The sequence below is a fragment of the Limibacillus sp. genome, assembly GCA_037379885.1.
Taxonomy (GTDB): Bacteria; Pseudomonadota; Alphaproteobacteria; order Kiloniellales; family CECT-8803; genus JARRJC01.
In genome coordinates this window covers 146,474-164,872 of sequence record JARRJC010000002.1, presented here as the reverse complement: position 1 = coordinate 164,872, position 18,399 = coordinate 146,474, and the positions used below count along the sequence as shown (strand labels likewise).

Below are 18,399 nucleotides of genomic sequence, written 5' to 3'. Positions count from 1 at the left end.
TTTTGGTTCCGGGAGCCCCGGCTGACGGGACTTAGGACTTCTTCTCGCCCTTGTCGTCCTCGTCGACCTCCTCGAACTCGGCGTCGACCACGCTGTCGTCGGCCTGACCCTGGGCCGAGCCCTCCGCTCCGGCGTCCGCCTCACCGGCCTGGGCGTCGCCGCCCTCCTGCTGGTAAAGCGCCTCGCCGAGCTTCATGGCGGCCTGGGCCAAGGCCTCGGTCTTGGCCTTGATCGCCTCCAGGTCGTCGCCGTCCTTGACGGCCTTCAGCTCGTCGACGGCGGTCTGGATCGTGGTCTTCTCCTCCTCGCCGAGCTTCTCGCCCACCTCGCCGAGCGACTTCTCGGTCTGATGGACCAGCGAGTCGGCCTGGTTGCGGGCCTCGGCCAGTTCACGCTTCTTCTTGTCGTCGGAAGCATGGGCCTCGGCGTCCTTGACCATCTGCTCGATGTCTTCGTCGGAGAGGCCGCCGGAGGCCTGGATGCGGATCTGCTGCTCCTTGCCGGTGGCCTTGTCCTTGGCCGACACGTTGACGATGCCGTTGGCGTCGATGTCGAAGGTGACCTCGATCTGCGGCACGCCGCGCGGGGCGGAGGGCAGGCCAACCAGGTCGAACTGACCCAGCAGCTTGTTGTCCGCGGCCATCTCGCGCTCACCCTGGAAGACCCGGATGGTGACCGCCGTCTGGTTGTCCTCGGCGGTGGAGAAGGTCTGCGACTTCTTGGTCGGGATCGTGGTGTTGCGGTCGATCAGGCGGGTGAAGACGCCGCCCAGGGTCTCGATGCCCAGCGACAGCGGGGTCACGTCCAGCAGCAGCACGTCCTTGACGTCGCCCTGCAGCACGCCGCCCTGAATCGCGGCGCCGATGGCGACCACCTCGTCGGGGTTGACGCCCTTGTGCGGCTCCTTGCCGAAGAAGGTCTTCACGACTTCCTGGATCTTGGGCATGCGGGTCATGCCGCCGACCAGGATCACCTCGTCGATCTCACCCGCGGAGATGCCCGCGTCCTTCAGGGCCGCCTTGCAGGGGCCGACCGTGCGCTGCACCAGATCGTCCACCAGGCTTTCCAGCTTGGCGCGGGACAGCTTGATGTTCAGGTGCTTCGGGCCGGACTGGTCGGCGGTGATGAAGGGCAGGTTCACTTCCGTCTGGGTCGCCGAAGACAGCTCGATCTTGGCCTTCTCCGCCGCCTCCTTGAGGCGCTGGAGGGCGAGCTTGTCCTGGCGCAGGTCGACGCCCTGCTCCTTTTTGAACTCGTCGGCCAGGTATTCGATGATGCGGTTGTCGAAGTCCTCGCCGCCCAGGAAGGTGTCGCCGTTGGTCGACTTCACCTCGAAGACGCCGTCGCCGATCTCCAGGATCGAGACGTCGAAGGTGCCGCCGCCAAGGTCGTAGACCGCGATGGTGCCGGCCTTCTTCTTCTCAAGCCCGTAGGCGAGCGCGGCCGCCGTCGGCTCGTTGATGATGCGCAGAACCTCAAGCCCGGCGATCTTGCCGGCGTCCTTGGTGGCCTGACGCTGGGAATCGTTGAAGTAGGCGGGGACGGTGATGACCGCCTTCTCGACCTTCTCACCCAGGTAGGACTCCGCCGTCTCCTTCATCTTCTGAAGGATGAAGGCCGAGATCTGGCTGGGGCTGTAGGTCTCGTCATGCGCCTTGACCCAGGCATCGCCGTTGTCGGCCTTGACGATCTCGTAGGGGACCAGCTCCTGGTCCTTCTTGGCCGTGGGATCGTCGAAGCGGCGCCCGATCAGGCGCTTGATGGCGAAAAGGGTGTTGTTGGGGTTGGTGACCGCCTGGCGCTTGGCCGGCTGTCCCACGAGGCGCTCGCCATCGTTGGAGAAGGCCACCATGGAGGGCGTGGTGCGCGCGCCCTCGGCGTTCTCGACCACCTTCGCCTGGCTGCCGTCCATGACGGCGATACAGGAGTTCGTGGTGCCGAGGTCGATACCGATAACTTTGCTCATGTTCATCCTCTTTTCTCAGCAGACCGGAGGGGCGGCCTTGGCGAAACAAGCACCGCTCGGTCGGTCCCCAATAAGGCTTCGTTGCTCTTCCAAACAGATGGGGGCGAAAGCCCCGTCTTCCAATGGGGCTATATAGGGAGGATCAAGACGGCTACAAGCCGTTATGTGACGGTGTTTTTTCAAGAAGTTTCGCTGCCTTCGCGCCGAACCATCGGCCCTTGCGGCAGCGCGGCCCGCGCGCCAGGATTCAGAACATGGGCGATCGAACAGTCACTCTCGTGAAATGGAGCGCCGCCGGACTGATGGTCCTGGGCGTTCTTGCGATGCTGGCTGCCGGGCAACTGGGCGGATCATTTCTCTGGCTGGAGGAAGCCGGGTCCTACCTCGCGGTGGCCGCCGCTGCGGTCTACTTCGCCTTTCGCATCTGGGAGCGGCGGCGCAAGGGGCCCGGCGGGTGACCCAGCTGCCCAAGCTTTCCATGGAGGGGCTCGGCTACCGGCCGCAGGCGCTTGAGGAGCCCGCGCAGCGCTCGCTGCTGGCCTGGGTGGCGGATACGCTGGAGGCCGCGCCCTTCTTCACGCCGCGCATGCCGCGGACGGGCAAGCCCTTTTCGGTCGCCATGACCAACGCCGGGCCGCTGGGCTGGATGGCGGACAAGGAGGGCGGCTACCGCTACGAGCCGCGCCACCCGGAGACCGGGCGGCCCTGGCCGGAGATATCCCCGATCCTGCTGGAGCTCTGGGCTGAGACGACGGGCTATCCCCATCCGCCGGAGGCCTGCCTCATCAACTACTACCGCCCCGGCGCGAAGATGGGCCTGCATCAGGACAAGGACGAGCAGGACTTCGATGCGCCGGTGCTCTCGGTCTCCCTCGGCGACACGGCGGTGTTCCGGATCGCCGAGCAGCGCAGCGGGCCCTCGCGCTCCATGAAGCTCGCCTCGGGCGACGTTCTGGTGATGGGCGGGGCCGCGCGGCTTTCCTTCCACGGCATCGACCGGGTGCTGGGCGGCTCCTCACGCCTTCTAGGCCCGCCGCTCTTCCCCGAGGGCGGGCGCATCAACCTCACCTTGCGGCGGGTCACGAAACCCGGATGATCAAAGCTCGATGATGACGGGCACGTGGTCGCTGGGCTTTTCCCAGGTGCGGGTGTCCTTGTAGACCTCGAAGCCCTTGATCCCGGCGTTCGCGGCCTCGTTGGCCAGCACGTGGTCCAAGCGCCAGCCGTAGTTCTTCTCGAAGGAGGCCGCGAAGCGGTAGCCCCACCAGCTGTAGAGCGGCTGGTCGGGCGGCACGAAACGGCGGCCCACGTCGACCAGCCCGCCGCGCTCCAGCAGCGTGGCGAAGCGCTCGGACTCGCCGGGCGTGTGTCCGACCGAGCGCAGCAGCTTCTTGTGGTTCCAGACGTCCTGTTCCAGCGGCGCGATGTTGAGATCGCCCATCAGGATGGTGGGCCGCTTGCGGTCCTGTTCCCGCTCGGCCCAGTCGGCCATCTCGTCGTAGAAGCCCAGCTTGTGGGCGAATTTCTCGTTGGCTTCCGGGTCCGGCTTGGGCCCGCCGGAGGGGGCATAAAAGCAGTGCAGCTCGGTGCCGTCGGCCAGCTCGACGCCGATGTGGCGACAGTCGTCCTTGCCCCACCAGGGACGGCGGTCCCGCACGGCCTTCAGCGGCTTCTTCGATAGGACGGCGACGCCGTTGTAGCTCTTCTGGCCGCGCACCACCTGATGCTCGAAACCCATCGCCTTGATCTCCTCGGCGGGGAAGAGATCGTCGGTGACCTTGGTTTCCTGTAGGCAGACCACGTCCGGCTGCTTCTCCTCGGCGAAGCGGGCGAGCCCCTCCAGCCGCTGGCGCAGCGAGTTGACGTTCCAGGTAGCGATAACGGTCATGACGGGCAGCCCCCTTCGGCTTCTTGTCTTTGGACGAGAGGCCGCAGTCTGGCCGCAGAGGCCCTGCGCCGCAAGGCGGGTTCCGGACAAAAAGAACGCCCGGTCGGGGGGCGGCCGGGCGTTCAATTACTCCTAGGAGTGATGAAGGATTGGCAGGGGAGAGCAATCCTTCACCAGTGGGATTGTGACGCCTCGGGGAGGCGTCGTTCCCTATACCCACATATTTAGGATGACAGGGCTTCGTTGCAACGCCGTGACTCCCAAATCGCCATGCGAATCGGACATAGCCCGTTTGCAGACAGCGCGGCCCGGCAGGCCCGATCAGCTGGCGAGCGAAAGGCGTCCGGCGGCGCGCGCGGCGGCGCGTTCACGCGCTGCCTCCCCAAAGGCCCGGAACAGCTTCATGGAGACTTCGTTCTCCCAGCACTTGTACTCCGGATGCCACTGCACGCCGAGGGCGAAGGCCTTGGCGTCGGTGACGCGCACGGCCTCGATCGTGCCGTCGGGGGCGGTGCCCTCCAGCGTCAGTTTTGGGGCCAAGTCCTTGATTCCCTGGCCATGAAGGGAGTTGATGCGCACCTTTTCCGCCCCCAGAAGTCCCGCAAAGACGCCGCCCGGCACCAGCTCGAGGTCATGGACCTCGCCGTAGCGCACATCGGGGTCGTCGCTCTTGGGTTGGCGGTGGTCGAAGCGGCCCGGCACTTCCTGAAGCTTGGAATAGAGCGTGCCGCCCATGGCCACGTTCAACTCCTGGAAACCCCGGCAGATCGCGAACAGCGGAACGCCGCGCTCGATCGCCAGCTTGATCAGCGGCAGCGTCGTTTCGTCGCGCCAGTGATCGTGGGGCTCGGCGTCGGGGTGCGGCTCCTCCCGGTAGTGGGTCGGGAAGACGTTCGACGGCGAACCGGTCATCAAGAGGCCGTCGAGCCGTTCGACCAGATCCTCCAGGTCGATCAGGTCGCCCAGCGAGGGGATCATGATGGGCAGGCCGCCCGCGCCCACGGCAACCGCGCGCACGTACTTGTCGCCCACCTTGTGGAAGGGCATGCCCTCGGCCTGAATGACACAGGCGGGAAGGCCGATCAGGGGAAGAGTTGCTTTGCTCATGATGTGAAAAGAGCTAGCCCTCCGCCGCGCAAAGCGCAAGGGGCTAGATGGAGTCGCGTCTCACGCGCCCTCGCGTTCTCTTGATGCCGGAGTGACTTGCCAGACGGCCCCCGCCGGGGCATATCGCTGGGTCATGAACCCGCTCGTCGAAACCCTGCTCGCCTACAAGGGCGCTGCGATCCTCGCGTGGCTCGCGCTTTTCTTCCTGGCCGAGCGCTTGCGGCCCGCGGCCCCTCAGCCCGCCGCCCTCGGCGCGGGGCCGGGCGAGGCGGGCGCGCTGAAGCGGATCGCGCGCAACGCCGGTCTCTGGCTGGCGAACGTGGGCCTCTCCCCCCTGATCGTGATCCCGCTGTCGCTCTTCGCCGCGGAGCACAGCCTGGGCTGGCGGCCCGAGGCCTGGGGCGCCTGGATGGGCGGCTGGCCGCAACTGCTGGCCGATTTGATCCTGCTGGATTTCCTGATCTACTGGTGGCACCGGGCGAACCACGAACTGCCGTTCCTCTGGCGCTTCCATGAGGTGCACCATCTGGACGGCTTTCTCGACACCACCACGGCGGTGCGCTTTCACTTCGGCGAGGTGCTGCTCTCCGCGCTGGCGCGCGCGGTGGTGATCGTGCTTCTGGACATCCCCTTCGTCTCGATCGTGGTGTTCGAGACGCTGGTCCTGATGGCTTCGATCTTCCATCACTCGAACGTCAAGCTGCCCCGGGGGTTGGAGAGGGCGCTCTCGCGCCTCGTCATCACGCCGTCGATCCACTGGGTTCACCACCACGCGGTGCGGCGGGACACCGACAGCAACTACGGTACCTTCTTCAGCTTCTGGGATCCGCTGTTCGGCTCGCGCAGCAGCCATGCTCGCGGTCTTGATATGGCGATCGGCGTGGAGCGCCGGCCCGAGAAAGGCTTCCTGGCCCTCCTCGTCAGCCCCTTCCGGCGTTAACTGTCGCCCCGGCTTACTGGCCCGGGCCGTCGTCCTGCGGGAAGCGGTCCTTGAAGACCGAGATGTCGAAGGGGTGGTCGCCCACGTCACGGTTGAACTTGGGGTCCAGCAGGGTGATCTGCGTGATGGTGCCCTGCCCGTCGATGATCTGCCAGCGTTCCAGCTTCAGCGGATCAACCTGGAACTGCAGGGTCACGGTGCCCTGGTCCAGTTCGCCCTCTTCGACCAGCGACAGCAGATAACTGTTTCCGCGCCGCTTCAGCTCCACGACCTGCAAGGGGTCGCCGAAGGTGATGTCGTCGCGCAGCAGGAACCAGACCGGGGTCTGGCTGACCGGGATGTAGGTCGCCTCCTCCAGCTCGCGGTCGTAGTAGACCAGCGTGCCGCTGGTCGCGATCATCAGCACCGGGTGCGGCGGATCGTATTCGAAGCGCATGCGGCCGGGCCGGTCCAGCACCATCAGCCCGGTCGCGTAGGAGCCGTCCGAGGCGATCTGCTCGAAGTGCGCGTGCAGGGTCTTGATGGAGTTCATGTAGCCTTCGATGCGGCCCAGGATGTCGGCGGCCTGGACGGCCTTGCCCGCCCCCTCGATGCCGTCGACCACGTAGTCCTCGTCGACGCCGAGGCTGGGCTGGACGTTTCCGTTTATATCGCCGGAGGGATAGTCGGGGCTGAGCCGGATCGGCGGCGGGGCGTCGCTGGCACTCTCGCTGCTCTGCGCGGCGAGCGGCGCCGGACCTAGCAGGACCGCGGCCAGCAGCGCGCAGCAGAGGGCGGAGGCTTTCGGGGCAAAAGACAAAGGCATTTCCTTGGAGATCCCGTGATCCTTGATGTCGTTCCGTGAGGGCGCCCAGGCGCTCGCCCGCATGAAGATGTGGCCTTGACCCGGACGAGGCAAGGAAAGCTTTTCGCTTGGGTCCTGCACCCGTCCGGGAGGGAAGGCTTCATAGGATATGCCCGCCGAATGCGGCGGAAAGGTGATCCCGGCGTGATTTCCTTTTGGCGCCTACTCGCCGCCGCCTGCCAGGATCTCGCGCTTGCCGACGTGGTTGGCCTGGCTCACCAGCCCTTCTTGCTCCATGCGCTCGATCAGGCGGGCGGCCCGGTTGTAGCCGATCTGAAGGTGGCGCTGCACGAAGGAGGTGGAGGCCTTGCGCTCGCGCAGGACCAGGGCGACCGCCTGATCGTAGAGGTCGTCTCCGCTGCCGCCGTCGCCGCCCGGGATCAAGGGGTCGCCCAGGGACTCCTCGTCCTCGGTCACATCCTCCAGATACTCCGGCTCGCCGAGGCTGCGCAGGTGGTTGACCACCTTCTCGACCTCCTCGTCGGTGACCAGGGGGCCGTGGACGCGGCTGATGCGCCCGCCGTGGGCCATGTGCAGCATGTCGCCCATGCCGAGCAGCTGCTCGGCGCCCATCTCGCCCAGGATCGTGCGGCTGTCGATCTTGGAGGTGACGTGGAAGGAGATGCGGGTCGGGAAGTTCGCCTTGATGGTGCCGGTGATGACGTCGACCGAGGGGCGCTGGGTCGCCATGATCAAGTGGATGCCCGCCGCGCGGGCCATCTGCGCCAGACGCTGGATCGCGCCTTCCACGTCCTTGCCGGCGACCAGCATCAGGTCCGCCATCTCGTCGACGATCACCACGATGAAGGGCAGCGAGGCCAGATCGAAGGGCTGTTCCTCGTAGATCGGCTGGCCGGTGTCGGGGTCGAAGCCGGTCTGCACCTTGCGGGTCAGCACCTCGCCCTTCTTGCGGGCCTCCTCGACGCGCTGGTTGTAGCCCTCGATCGAGCGCACGCCCAGCCGCGACATGGCCTGATAGCGCTGCTCCATCTCGCGCACCGCCCACTTCAGCGCGACCACGGCCTTGCGCGGATCGGTGACCACGGGCGAGAGCAGATGCGGGATGCCGTCGTAGACCGAGAGTTCCAGCATCTTGGGATCGACCATGATGAAGCGGCACTGCTCGGGCGAGAGGCGGTAGAGCAGGCTGAGGATCATGGCGTTGATCGAAACCGACTTGCCCGAACCCGTGGTGCCGGCCACCAGCAGGTGGGGCATGCGCGACAGGTCCGCGACGGAGGGCGCGCCGGAGATGTCCTTGCCCAGCACCAGCGGCAGTTTCTGGCGGCCGTCCTGGTAGACGTCGGAGGACAGAACCTCGCGCAGCCATACGGTGTCCCGCTTCTTGTTGGGCAGTTCGATGCCGATGACGCTGGAGCCCGGAACCACGGCGACGCGTACGGAGAGCGCGGACATGGAGCGGGCGATGTCGTCGGCGAGCCCGATCACGCGGCTGGTCTTGGTGCCCGGCGCGGGCTCCAGCTCGTAGCGGGTCACGACCGGGCCGGGGCGCACCTTCACGATCTCGCCCTTGACGCCGAAGTCCTGAAGCACGCCTTCCAGCAGGCGCGCGTTCTTCTCCAGGGCGTCCTCGCTGAGCTCGCTGCTGACCACCTCGGGCGGCGGCGCGCGCAGATAGTCGAGCGGCGGGGCGGCATAGTCGTCGGGATTGCCGAGCGCGAGACTGGTCTGCTTGGGCGGCGTCTTGCGCGCCGCGCCGCGCTGCGCCCGATCGCGCTTGGGCGCCGCGGGGATCTCCACCGGATCGGGGTCGGGCTCGTTCTGCCTGCGCTCCACCCGGCTGGCGCCCAGGGTGGGCTCGACCCGCGGGCCCCCGGTCTGGCCGGTCAGTTCCTCGTCCTCTTCGTCCGGCGACTTGGCGAAGGACTCCCTCAGGCGCGCGACGAGGCCGCCGAAGGGAATGCTGGGGACGCGCGGCGCCTTCATGTCCGTCAGGAAGGCCGGAACGCGCAGGCCGGAGGTCTCGTCCTCGGCCTCGTCCTTGGCGGCGCGGCGGGCCTTGGGATCCTCGCGGCGGCGCGGCTCCGCCTTGTCCGTGGAGCGGCGCGGGAAGAACCAAGCCATGCCCTGCCCCAGGCCGCGCCAGTCCCGCTTGGTGAGCGCAAAGCCGTAGACGAGCAAGGCCACGCCCGCGACGAGGCCGAGGCCGCTGAGAATCCAAAGAGACAGGCCGAACTGGCCGCCGAGCGTGCTGACCAGCAGCGCGCCGGAGAAGCCGCCCAGACCGGCGGGGAAGGGCCAGCCGTCAGGCGTCGGCAGGGCTTCCAGGCCCATGGCCAGCAGCAGCAGGGAAACCGGCGAGAGCGCGAGGCGCAGAAGCAGGGCCTCGATCGCCTTGTCGCGCAGCAGGCGGTAGCCCCAGGCCGAGAGGATCAGCGCCAGGCCGCCCGAGGCAAGTCCCAGGCTCTGCAACAGCAGGTCGGCGGCATAGGCGCCCGGCAGGCCCAGGAGATTGGCCACCGGCGCCGCGCTCGCGCTGTTGAGCGAGGGATCGCCGGGATTGTAGCTGAGGCAGGCGACCAGCAAGGCGGGCCCGGCCAGCAGCAGCGCCAGCCCCACGAGCTCCAGCGCGCGCTTCTTCAGGAACAGAACGGCGCTTTCGGGCAGCAGACCGCTGTCGCGCTTGCTGCGTTTGCCGCGTCCCCTGCTTTTTCCGCCGCCGCCTACTCGGCCCATGGTCCCCTCTCTCATCGACATACCGGTCTCCTTACGGTCCCCACCGTCACTCTCGTTTCAGCCTTGGCCGCCTCATGATTCGAGACAGGCCGCGAGGCGTTCCAAGGCCGCCTCGACATAGCTCTGATCATGCACCAGCGCCACCCGGATATAGGGCGCGCCGGGATTGTTTCCGTGATCGTCTTGGGCGCACATGTAGGCGCCGGGCAGGACGCGGATGCCCGCCTCCTCCCAAAGCTTCACCGCCGCCGCTTCGCCGTCGCCGACCTCCAGCCAGAGGAAGAACCCTCCGGCCGGGCGGCTGTAGCCGAAGCGCGAGCCCAGAACGCGGCCCGCGGTCTCGAAGTTGCGCCGGTAGAAGGCGCGGTTGGCCTCGACATGGCTCTCGTCGCCCCAGAGCGCGGCGCCCGCCGCCTGGACCGGGCGCGGCACGCCCGCGCCGCCGAACCTGAGCGCGCCGTCGAAGCGGTCGATCCACTCCGGGTCGCCCGCCATGAAGCCACAGCGCAGTCCCGGCGCGCTGGACCGCTTGGAGAGCGAATGGAAGACCATCACGCTATCGAGCGACCCGCTTTCAGCCGCCAGCGTCAGGGCGCCGGGCGGCGGGTCGTCGAAGTAGAGCTCGGAATAGCACTCGTCGAAAATGGCGAGGAACCCGTGACGCCGCGCCAGCGCGATCGAGCCGGCCACCTGTTCGCGGCTCGCCACCGCCCCTTGCGGGTTGGAGGGCGAACAGAGGATGGCCGCCGCCGTCTGCTCCAGGATCTCGGGCGGCAGGCTCGCGTAGTCCGGAAGAAAGCCCGTCTCAGGCCCCGCGGCCACGAAGACCGGCTCGCCGCCGCCCGCTGCGGTCGCACCGGCGTAGACGTGGAAGAAGGGGCTGGGGATCAAGACCTTCCGCTTGTCCCCCTCGCCGGGGCCGGGGATCAGCGTCGAGATCGCGAAGAAAAGCCCTTCGCGGGTCCCGGGCACTGGCAGCAGGCAGCGCTCGGGATCCAGGAAGCCTCCGGGCAATCCGAAGCGGCGCGTGGCCCAGGCCGCCGCCGCCTTCTGGAATTCCGGCGTGCCGCGCGCGGCGGGGTAGCTGGCCCAGCCGTCGGCGTTCGCGCTCAGGGTCTCCAGCATGAAGGCGGGCGGCGGGTTCTTCGGTTCGCCGACCTGAAGCAGCAAGGGGCCCTCGACGCCGGGGACGCCGTGGTCGCCGGGCTTGCGGTCCTTCAGCAGCCGCTCCAGCCGGATGAAGGGATGGAAGGCCGCCATGACGTCGCGCTTGGCGACCCGGGGCATCGATACGCCAGGGGAAACGCCGGGGGTCACGCCGGGGCTGGATTTTTGCATGAGGGGATCTTGCATAGGGATATCGCCGCCGCCGTCAGCCGCCCTCTCAGGTCCGCCGCTTGCGCGCGGCACCCTGACAGCGGAGTCGGCGGCGGAGCCGGAAGCCCCACCTGCTCCAAGCTTCGTCGTCTTGCTCAAAACGCTCCCCTTCAGCGTTTTCACCCAGCCCGGGACTCGGGCTTGGCATAAAACGAGAACAAGCTTACCGCCGCCCCTTCAAGAGAACAAGCAAGTTCGGCGGGTAAGTCCTTCGCCCTGCTCGACTAGGGCCGCAATATCTTGTGTCAGGGGTCGCGCGCGCCGCAAGCCCTATTTCCCCGGCGGCCAGGTCGCGGAGGGATGGCTTCGGCCTGCGACTCGGGCGCGACTCGAAAGCGACTCGAGTCGCCGATTCGCGAACGGAATACGAACGCAGAGCCTTCGAAAGGACAAAAGAAAAAGCCCGGCAGCGGGTGCTGCCGGGCTCGAGTTAGCGGAGGAACGTCCGCCGGGAAAGCTCGTTGGTTAGTGGTTCATATCCCTTTCTTGTTCTCCTTAGAGGGACTGGGAACCACGACCGAACTCGGGATAGGCCTCCATGCCAAGCTCTGCCTGGTCGAGACCCAATTCCTCTTCCTCTTCGGTGGGGCGCAGGCCCATGACCGCCTTGAGGATCAGCCAGAACACACCCGAGGTGACCACGACGAAGGCGCCGATGGCGACAATGCCGATGATCTGAGTGGCGATGTTGGCGTCGCCGTTGGAGAAGACCACGGCGATGGTGCCCCAGATGCCGGCGAAGAGGTGGACCGGAATGGCGCCGACCACGTCGTCGATCTTGAGCTTGTCGAGAAGCGGAACCGTGAAGACCACGATCACGCCGCCGATGCCACCGACCACGACAGACCACATCAGGCTGGGAGCCAGCGGCTCGGCCGTGATGGCCACCAGGCCGGCGAGGGCGCCGTTCAGCACCATGGTCAGATCCGGCTTCTTGTAGAGGATGGCGGTCAGGATCAGCGCGGCGAGAGCGCCGGCGGCAGCCGCCGTGTTGGTGTTCGCGAAGATGCGCGACACGTCGGAAACGTCACCCAGCGAGCCCATGGCCAGCTGCGAGCCGCCGTTGAAGCCGAACCAGCCGAGCCACAGGATGAAGGTGCCCAGCGTGGCGAGCGTCAGGTTGGAGCCCGGCATCGGGTGAACCTTGCCGTCGGGGCCGTACTTGCCCTTACGCGCACCGAGGATGACGGCGCCCGTCAGCGCGGCCCAGCCGCCCACGGAGTGGACGATGGTGGAGCCCGCGAAGTCGGAGAAGCCCATCTCGCTCAGCCAGCCGCCGCCCCAGGTCCAGGAACCCTGGATCGGGTAGATCAGGCCGGTCAGAACGACGGTGAAGATCAGGAAGGGCCACAGCTTGATGCGCTCGGCCACGGTGCCCGAGACGATCGAGGCGGTCGCGGCGCAGAACACCAGCTGGAAGAAGAAGTCGGACCCGACCGAGGCGTAGGTGATGTCCTCGGCCTCATGCCCCGGCAGGGACGTGATCGAGGTCATGCCCAGGTAGCCCTCGGCGATCCAGCTGCCCGGATACATGAAGCCATACCCGATGAACAGGTACAGAAGGCAGGCGATCGAGTAGAGCGCCATGTTCTTCAGGCTCTGCATGGTGACGTTCTTGGAACGCACCAGACCCGACTCCAGCATGCAGAAGCCAGCGGCCATCCACATGACCAGGAAGCCGGCCATCAGGAACAGAAGGGTGTTGAAGACGTAGGTGGTTTCCTCGGAGACGCCCATGGCGGCGTCCTGAGCCGACGCCGGAGCGACGGCAGCGACGCCGAGCACGCCCGCAAGCGCACCCACCGTCAAAAATTTACCAAGATAGTCGCGAATCATGACTTTATTCCTCCTCAAAGAGCCGAGGTATCGGTCTCGCCCGTGCGGATGCGCACGGCGTGCCCGATATCCAGTACGAAGATCTTTCCGTCGCCGATGCGCCCGGTGTTGGCGGCGGTCTGGATGGTTTCCACGACCTTCTCCGCCATGTCGTCGGCGACAGCGATTTCGATTTTCACCTTGGGCAGGAAATTGATGGCGTACTCTGCGCCACGATAGATTTCGGTTTGCCCCTTTTGCCGGCCGTAGCCCTTCACTTCGCTGACGGTCAGGCCTTCGACGCCGACGCCGGTGAGCGCCTCGCGGACCTCGTCGAGCTTGAAGGGCTTTATGATGGCCATTACCAGTTTCATGGCTGCTTGTTCCCTCGTTGGTTATTCCAAGCGCCGGTCTCACACCGGCCCCCGAGAGAGTGAGGAAGCAAGAGTCGTGCCAAAATCGCTTTCACCAGGATTCATCCATCCGAATCAGGAGTCTAGTCAGACACTTAGCGGATTGGCGCGGCGCGGCCGCTTCAGAGGCCTGCATAAAAAATGACCAAACCGTAAACTGCCTATTTCTTATGCACATTTTTTGTGCACCGCACTCAAAGTCGCCGCCTGCGCCGCCTTGCCCCTGGACAGGAACGGGCCCCTGAACGATCTTTGGGGCATGGCGAAGCGCGGGGACTTGAAGGCGGATGTTCTGATCGTGGGTGGCGGGCTGGTGGGCCTGACCCTGGCCCACGCGCTCGCGGGCGCAGGCGTCACCTGTCTTCTGGTGGACCGCGAGGATCCGGCGACGGCGCAGGGCGCGGCCTTCGACGGGCGCGCCAGCGCGATCGCCGCCGGCACCAAGCAGATGCTCTCCGCGCTGGGGCTTTGGAAGGCCATGGCGCCGGGCGCCGCCCCGATCCTGGACATCCGGGTCTCCGACGCGCGCATCGGCGAGGCCGCCTCCCCGCTTTTCCTGCACTACGACCATAGCGAGGTGGGCGACGTGCCGCTGGGCTACATCGTCGAGAACCGCACGCTCAGGAAGGCCCTTTTCTCCGCGCTGCCGGTCGAGGGGCTGACGCTGCTGGCGCCGCACAGCCTCGCCGGTCCTTTGGAGCGCGGGGCGTACGGCGTCACGGCGGAGCTGGACGACGGGCGCCGGCTCTCGGCCTCGCTGGCCGTCGCCGCGGACGGCCGCGGCTCGCGGCTGCGCGAGGAGGCGGGGATCAAGACCACCCGATGGGACTATCCCCAGGCCGGGATCGTGGCCACCGTGGAGCATGAGCTGGACCACGAGGGCGTGGCCCACGAGAACTTCCTGCCCGCCGGTCCCTTCGCGATGTTGCCGCTGACCGACGACGCCAAGGGCCGCCACCGCTCCTCCATCGTCTGGACCGAAAAGCGCGAGCTGGCCGGGGCCATGATGAAGCTGGACGAGGCGGACTTCTCGGCGGAGATCGAGCGGCGTTTCGGCGACAGTCTCGGCGCGCTCAAGGCGGTCGGGCCCCGCTGGTCCTATCCGCTGTCGCTACTCTTGGCCGAGCGCTACCTGGACCACCGCCTCGTCATCGTGGGCGACGCGGCGCACGGCATCCACCCCATCGCGGGGCAGGGTCTGAACCTGGGTCTGAGGGATGTGGCGGCGCTGGCGGAGATCCTGGTGGACGCTGCGCGCCTGGGTCTCGACCTGGGGGACGCCAACCTGCTGTCCCGCTATCCCCAATGGCGGCGTTTCGATGCGCTGGCGCTGGTCGCGGTGACCGATGCGCTCAACCGCCTCTTCTCCAACGACATCGCGCCGCTGCGGCTCGCCCGGGATCTGGGGCTGGCCGCGGTCGATCGCCTGCCGCCCCTGAAGCGGCTCTTCATGCAGGACGCCATGGGCGTGACGGGCGACCTGCCCCGCCTGATCAGGGGCGAGGCGCTCTAGAACGCCCGGCTAGCGCGGATCGCGCTTCAGCCCGCGCTTCTCGAGCTCCGAGAGGTAGCTGTTCCAAAGCTCTTCGCGGCGCTCCCCCAGTTCATAGAGGTACTTCCAGGAAAAGATGCCGCTGTCGTGCAGGTCGTCGAACTTGATCTTGACGGCGTAGTTGCCGACCGGCTCGATCTCCATGATCCCGACGTGGCGGCGCCCGGCGATGATCTGCTTTTGGCCGGGGCCGTGCCCCTGGACCTCCGCCGAGGGGCTTTCGACCCGAAGCAGTTCGGCGGGCAAGGCGAAAGCCGCGCCGTTGTCGAAGGTGACATGGAGGGTCTTCTCCGCCTTGTTGTAGCGCAGCTCGGTCGGCCAGTGCGCGCTTTCCCAGCTTTCCGCGGTCACGGCGCGCTGTCCTCCGCCTTCAGCTCGCGGGCCTCGTCGGGCAGCATGATCGGGATGCCGTGGCGGATCGGAAAGGCGAGACCGGCCTGACGGCTGATCAGTTCCTGGCGCGCGGAATCGTACTCCAGCGGGCCCTTGGTGACCGGGCAGACCAGAATCTCCAGAAGCTTTGGATCGACCTTCGTCATCGTCGTGCCCTCTCAATCAGCGCGCGTGCCCATCGCTGCCCGCGCCCATCAATGCGTGCGGGTGGAGTAGCCCCCGTCCTCGCCCCCGGCCATCTCCAGGATGCGGATCAGGGTTTCGGCCCGCGCCACGTTGTCCGGCGCCTGCAAGAGCGCCTGCTTTTCAAGACTATCGAAGGGACAGGCCATGGCAAGCGAGGTGATGAGCCGCTCGCCCGGCGCCTCCTCGATGGCTTCCCAATCGGCGGAGATGCTCTTGGCGTCGAAGTAGCGCTGCAGGTTGCTGAGCAGCCGCTTGCGGTCGAAGAAGTCCTCCTCCACCTCCGGCTGCTCCAGATCGGCGCGGTAGTTCGAATAGTCGGGGACGACGCGGCGGAAGCCGGCCTCGATCGGCAGTTCTTCCTTGAGATCGAAGCGGATCAGCCCTTGAAGCGTGATCAGGTAGCGCCCGTCCTCGGTCTCGGTGAAGGAGACGATGCGGCCCGCGCAGCCCAGCGGATAGACCGGGCTGTCGCCCATGCGGATTCCGGCCGCGTCCTCGCGCGGCATGATCATGCCGATCAAACGCTCGTGCTTCAGCGCGTGGTCGATCATGGCCAGATAGCGCGGTTCGAAGATGTTGAGCGGAAGCTGCGCCTTGGGCAGCAGCAACACGCCGCTCAGCGGGAAGATCGGCAGCGCCGCGGGCAGGTCTTCGAACCGCGGGTTCATGGGATGCCGGTCAGGCGTGCTCATGCTGGCGTGCTCATGCTGGGGCGCTCATGTCTGAGGGGCCTTGGTGCATCGCGGACTCCCGGTACGCCAGCTGTTCGCGGTCAGGAGAACAGCAGCGAGGAAAGGCGCTTTCGGGCCTGCACGGTCGCCGGGTCGGTGGGGCCCCAGGCCTCGAAGAACTGCACCAGCTGCTTGCGCCCGGCATCTTCGTTCCAGTCGCGCTTGCGGCGCACGATCTCCAGAAGCTCTTCGGCGGCGGCCTCGCGCTTGCCCTGCGCGTTCAGCGCCAGGGCCAGGTCCATGCGGGCCTGCATGTTGTCGGGGTTGTGGGCGACCTGCTCAAGCAGTTCGGCCAGCTCGCCTTCGTCCTGTTCGGGCTGCTCGGCCAGATCGAGCGCCGCCTTGGCGCCCTGCAGGTCGGCGTGGAGCTGCACGGCCTCGGGCAGGGAGTTGAAGATCTCCTTGGCCGCGGCCAGCTCGCCCATGCCGATGTAGGAACGAATCACGCCGGACAACGCCTTGGTGTTCTCCTGCTCGCTGTCGAGGATGCGCGCGTAGAGCTCGGCGGCCTCTTCGGGCTTGCCCTGGCTCAGCGCCTCGTCGGCCTGGGCCAGAAGCTGGTCGCTGCTCTCGCCTTGCTCACCGCCGCCCGAGGCCTCCAGCAGCTTCTTGATGAAGTCGCGCAGTTGGCCTTCGGGCAGCGCGCCCTGGAAGCCGTCCAGGGGGCGGCCCTGATAGAAGGCATAGACCGTCGGGACCGACTGGACGCGCAACTGCTGGGCGATGCCCTGGTTCTCGTCCACGTTGACCTTCGCCAGCACGACCTTGCCGCCCGCCTCGGTCACGACCTTCTCCAGCGCCGGGGTCAGCTGCTTGCAGGGCCCGCACCAGGGCGCCCAGAAATCCACGATGACCGGGCGTTCCATGGAGGCCTGCACGACCTCGGCCATGAAATCCGCCTCTGAGATGTCCTTGATGACATCGCCCGCGGCCGCGCCGTTCGCTGCCCCCTGCGGGGCGCCGATGATCTCTTCCATGGCTCTCGTTCCTCGTTCCTTGGGTCCGGCCGCCTTGCCGGTCTCCTGTGATTTCCGTCGGCGGCCCTATTGTCTTGTCTTCACGCCCTTACATGGCGGTTGCGGGCGCGTGAAGCAAGGCTTGGGCACCGCGCCCGGAAGACCGCTTCCCGCCTCGCTTCGCGCGCTAACCTTCCGCGCTCTCCATCTCGAGAAGCTGCGGCGCGTGGTCCTGGGCCTCCAGAAAGCGCAGCAGGTCGCCGGGCGAAAGCGCGGTGGTCTGGTGGTTTACCAGAGGATGCGCGTTCACCACGGGGTGGTCCAGCACGCCCTTGTCCAGCACCATCGTGACCTTGCCGCCCTTGTCGTTGACCACGGCCAAGGGCGTCACCGCGCCGGGCCGCACGCCCAGATAGCTCATCAGGCGCTCCGCGCTGCCGAAGGAAAAGCGCCCGGCGCCCAGGGCCTCGCCCAGCTGCTTCAGGTCGACCTCCCGGTCCTCCAGGCAGGTGACCAGCCACATGGCGCCCTTCTTGTTGCGCAGGAAGAGGTTCTTGATGTGCGCGCCCGCCAGCTCGCCGCGCAGCGCCTTGGCCTCCTCCACCGTGAAGACCGGGGCATGCTCAACCGTCTTCGCCTCGATCCCCATCCCGGCCAACTTGGCCAGCAGCTCGTCGGGCTCGCAGGGCTGGCTGCCGTCGGCCAGGCTCTCTCCGTCAAAGACTTTTCCGCTCATGATCCGCCGCCTCGCGTCGCGTCTCGGGTCCCGGACCGGGACCCTGATTCTTTCAGGGCAGCCGCTTTATGGCAAAGATCGCCGCAAGGGTCGAGCGCAGAGGCCCAGCGCGAGGCGAATCTCCACAAAATCCCCCTTGCAATCTCTTCCCAAAGCGTCTATCTCCCGTCTCCGCAATCAGGAGCGCGGGCGTAGCTCAGGGGTAGAGCACAACCTTGCCAAGGTTGGGGTCGTGAGTTCAAATCTCATCGCCCGCTCCAATTTTCCCACATTCAGTTTCTTGCAGGAATCCGGGAGTTTTTCTTGGGTTTCGCGGCGCGTGGGCGCTTTGTTGCGTTGCAGCACAAACCCCTGTCACGGCCTTATCACGCCTTTTCAGTGGTTTGCAGGGTATTTTTATGCCATCCTCAGATTGTCTGAAGACTTTAAAGAACTATCTGGTCGAGGGTCTTCGGCATAAAAATGCGCAGGGAAACCAAACATGACCTATTGCGAGCTTCTACTGACGGCTGGGCTTTTGCAGGCTGGCGCCTGCGATGCTGGCCAAGCGCCGGTCGAGCTTCAGGCAATCCCGGTCGAGCCCGCCGTTCAGGGCGAGCTTTCCGAGGACACGGGCTGGACCAAGGAGGCTTCCTCCGAACTGGTCACGCTGCCGAGTGGACGCCGGACGGGCTTCACGCTCTACGACGTCGCGCGCAACGTGACCTGGCGGAATGCCGCCTTCGACTCCATGGTCGCCAACGACTGACCAGCGACCGTTTGGCCTTACGATAGCCGCGCGGATTTCGCTATCCGCGC

The 18,399-nt window shown here is 66.6% G+C and carries 18 protein-coding genes and 1 tRNA gene; 6 read left to right on the top strand and 13 right to left on the bottom strand.

Annotated features, from left to right (window positions below):
* Positions 1–31: 31 nt before the first annotated feature.
* Positions 32–1,966 (bottom strand): molecular chaperone DnaK, encoded by a 1,935-nt coding sequence (gene dnaK, locus P8X75_01460; GenBank protein MEJ1993865.1) that lies wholly within the window; start codon positions 1,964–1,966, stop codon positions 32–34.
* Between the two features lie 254 nt (positions 1,967–2,220).
* Between dnaK and P8X75_01455 the strand changes: the two genes are divergently transcribed.
* Together P8X75_01455 and P8X75_01450 are read left to right on the top strand one after the other, a co-directional pair.
* Positions 2,221–2,424 (top strand): hypothetical protein, encoded by a 204-nt coding sequence (locus tag P8X75_01455; protein ID MEJ1993864.1) that lies wholly within the window; start codon positions 2,221–2,223, stop codon positions 2,422–2,424.
* Positions 2,425–2,444: 20 nt separating this feature from the next.
* Positions 2,445–3,062, top strand: coding sequence for an alpha-ketoglutarate-dependent dioxygenase AlkB (locus tag P8X75_01450; protein MEJ1993863.1), 618 nt, complete (start codon positions 2,445–2,447; stop codon positions 3,060–3,062).
* Here P8X75_01450 and xth read toward each other — a convergent pair whose 3' ends face one another.
* On the bottom strand, positions 3,063–3,854 hold the full coding sequence (xth, locus tag P8X75_01445) for an exodeoxyribonuclease III (protein ID MEJ1993862.1): 792 nt from the start codon (positions 3,852–3,854) through the stop codon (positions 3,063–3,065). It abuts the gene before it with no gap.
* Between the two features lie 321 nt (positions 3,855–4,175).
* The gene (locus P8X75_01440; GenBank protein MEJ1993861.1) at positions 4,176–4,961 is read right to left on the bottom strand and encodes a gamma-glutamyl-gamma-aminobutyrate hydrolase family protein; all 786 of its coding nucleotides are present in this window, start codon (positions 4,959–4,961) and stop codon (positions 4,176–4,178) included.
* Positions 4,962–5,094: 133 nt separating this feature from the next.
* Here P8X75_01440 and P8X75_01435 point away from each other — a divergent pair, with 133 nt between their 5' ends.
* Entirely contained in the window at positions 5,095–5,901 is an 807-nt protein-coding gene (locus tag P8X75_01435) for a sterol desaturase family protein (GenBank protein ID MEJ1993860.1), read from the top strand.
* 13 nt (positions 5,902–5,914) lie between these two features.
* Here the strand turns inward: P8X75_01435 and P8X75_01430 are convergent, their stop codons facing one another.
* From P8X75_01430 to P8X75_01410, 5 genes are all read right to left on the bottom strand, one after another.
* Complete coding sequence (locus P8X75_01430) at positions 5,915–6,769, bottom strand: outer membrane lipoprotein carrier protein LolA (GenBank protein MEJ1993859.1); 855 nt, start codon at positions 6,767–6,769, stop codon at positions 5,915–5,917.
* A 138-nt stretch (positions 6,770–6,907) separates the two neighbouring features.
* Positions 6,908–9,442 carry a DNA translocase FtsK 4TM domain-containing protein gene (locus P8X75_01425; protein ID MEJ1993858.1) on the bottom strand — a complete coding sequence of 845 codons (2,535 nt, stop codon included), beginning with the start codon at positions 9,440–9,442 and terminating at the stop codon, positions 6,908–6,910.
* 72 nt (positions 9,443–9,514) lie between these two features.
* Entirely contained in the window at positions 9,515–10,780 is a 1,266-nt protein-coding gene (locus P8X75_01420) for an aminotransferase class I/II-fold pyridoxal phosphate-dependent enzyme (protein ID MEJ1993857.1), read from the bottom strand.
* Positions 10,781–11,314: 534 nt separating this feature from the next.
* Positions 11,315–12,655, bottom strand: a complete 1,341-nt coding sequence (locus P8X75_01415; protein MEJ1993856.1) for an ammonium transporter — start codon at positions 12,653–12,655, stop codon at positions 11,315–11,317.
* Positions 12,656–12,669: 14 nt separating this feature from the next.
* Positions 12,670–13,008, bottom strand: a complete 339-nt coding sequence (locus tag P8X75_01410; protein ID MEJ1993855.1) for a P-II family nitrogen regulator — start codon at positions 13,006–13,008, stop codon at positions 12,670–12,672.
* 298 nt (positions 13,009–13,306) lie between these two features.
* On the opposite strand from P8X75_01410, the gene P8X75_01405 reads away from it, so the two are divergent.
* Complete coding sequence (locus P8X75_01405) at positions 13,307–14,560, top strand: FAD-dependent oxidoreductase (GenBank protein ID MEJ1993854.1); 1,254 nt, start codon at positions 13,307–13,309, stop codon at positions 14,558–14,560.
* Positions 14,561–14,569: 9 nt separating this feature from the next.
* Here P8X75_01405 and P8X75_01400 read toward each other — a convergent pair whose 3' ends face one another.
* From P8X75_01400 to P8X75_01380, 5 genes are all read right to left on the bottom strand, one after another.
* Positions 14,570–14,950: a DUF971 domain-containing protein gene (locus P8X75_01400; protein MEJ1993853.1), complete on the bottom strand. Its 381-nt coding sequence runs from the start codon at positions 14,948–14,950 to the stop codon at positions 14,570–14,572.
* Positions 14,947–15,138 (bottom strand): Trm112 family protein, encoded by a 192-nt coding sequence (locus P8X75_01395; protein ID MEJ1993852.1) that lies wholly within the window; start codon positions 15,136–15,138, stop codon positions 14,947–14,949. The genes P8X75_01400 and P8X75_01395 overlap by 4 nt, the downstream gene beginning before the upstream one ends.
* A 48-nt stretch (positions 15,139–15,186) precedes the next feature.
* Entirely contained in the window at positions 15,187–15,870 is a 684-nt protein-coding gene (locus P8X75_01390) for an LON peptidase substrate-binding domain-containing protein (protein MEJ1993851.1), read from the bottom strand.
* Between the two features lie 80 nt (positions 15,871–15,950).
* Positions 15,951–16,886, bottom strand: a complete 936-nt coding sequence (trxA, locus tag P8X75_01385; protein MEJ1993850.1) for a thioredoxin — start codon at positions 16,884–16,886, stop codon at positions 15,951–15,953.
* A 166-nt stretch (positions 16,887–17,052) separates the two neighbouring features.
* On the bottom strand, positions 17,053–17,601 hold the full coding sequence (locus P8X75_01380) for a prolyl-tRNA synthetase associated domain-containing protein (protein ID MEJ1993849.1): 549 nt from the start codon (positions 17,599–17,601) through the stop codon (positions 17,053–17,055).
* 185 nt (positions 17,602–17,786) lie between these two features.
* Here P8X75_01380 and P8X75_01375 point away from each other — a divergent pair.
* A tRNA-Gly gene (locus P8X75_01375) sits at positions 17,787–17,861 on the top strand.
* 221 nt (positions 17,862–18,082) lie between these two features.
* Positions 18,083–18,349 (top strand): hypothetical protein, encoded by a 267-nt coding sequence (locus tag P8X75_01370; GenBank protein ID MEJ1993848.1) that lies wholly within the window; start codon positions 18,083–18,085, stop codon positions 18,347–18,349.
* Positions 18,350–18,399 lie beyond the last annotated feature (50 nt).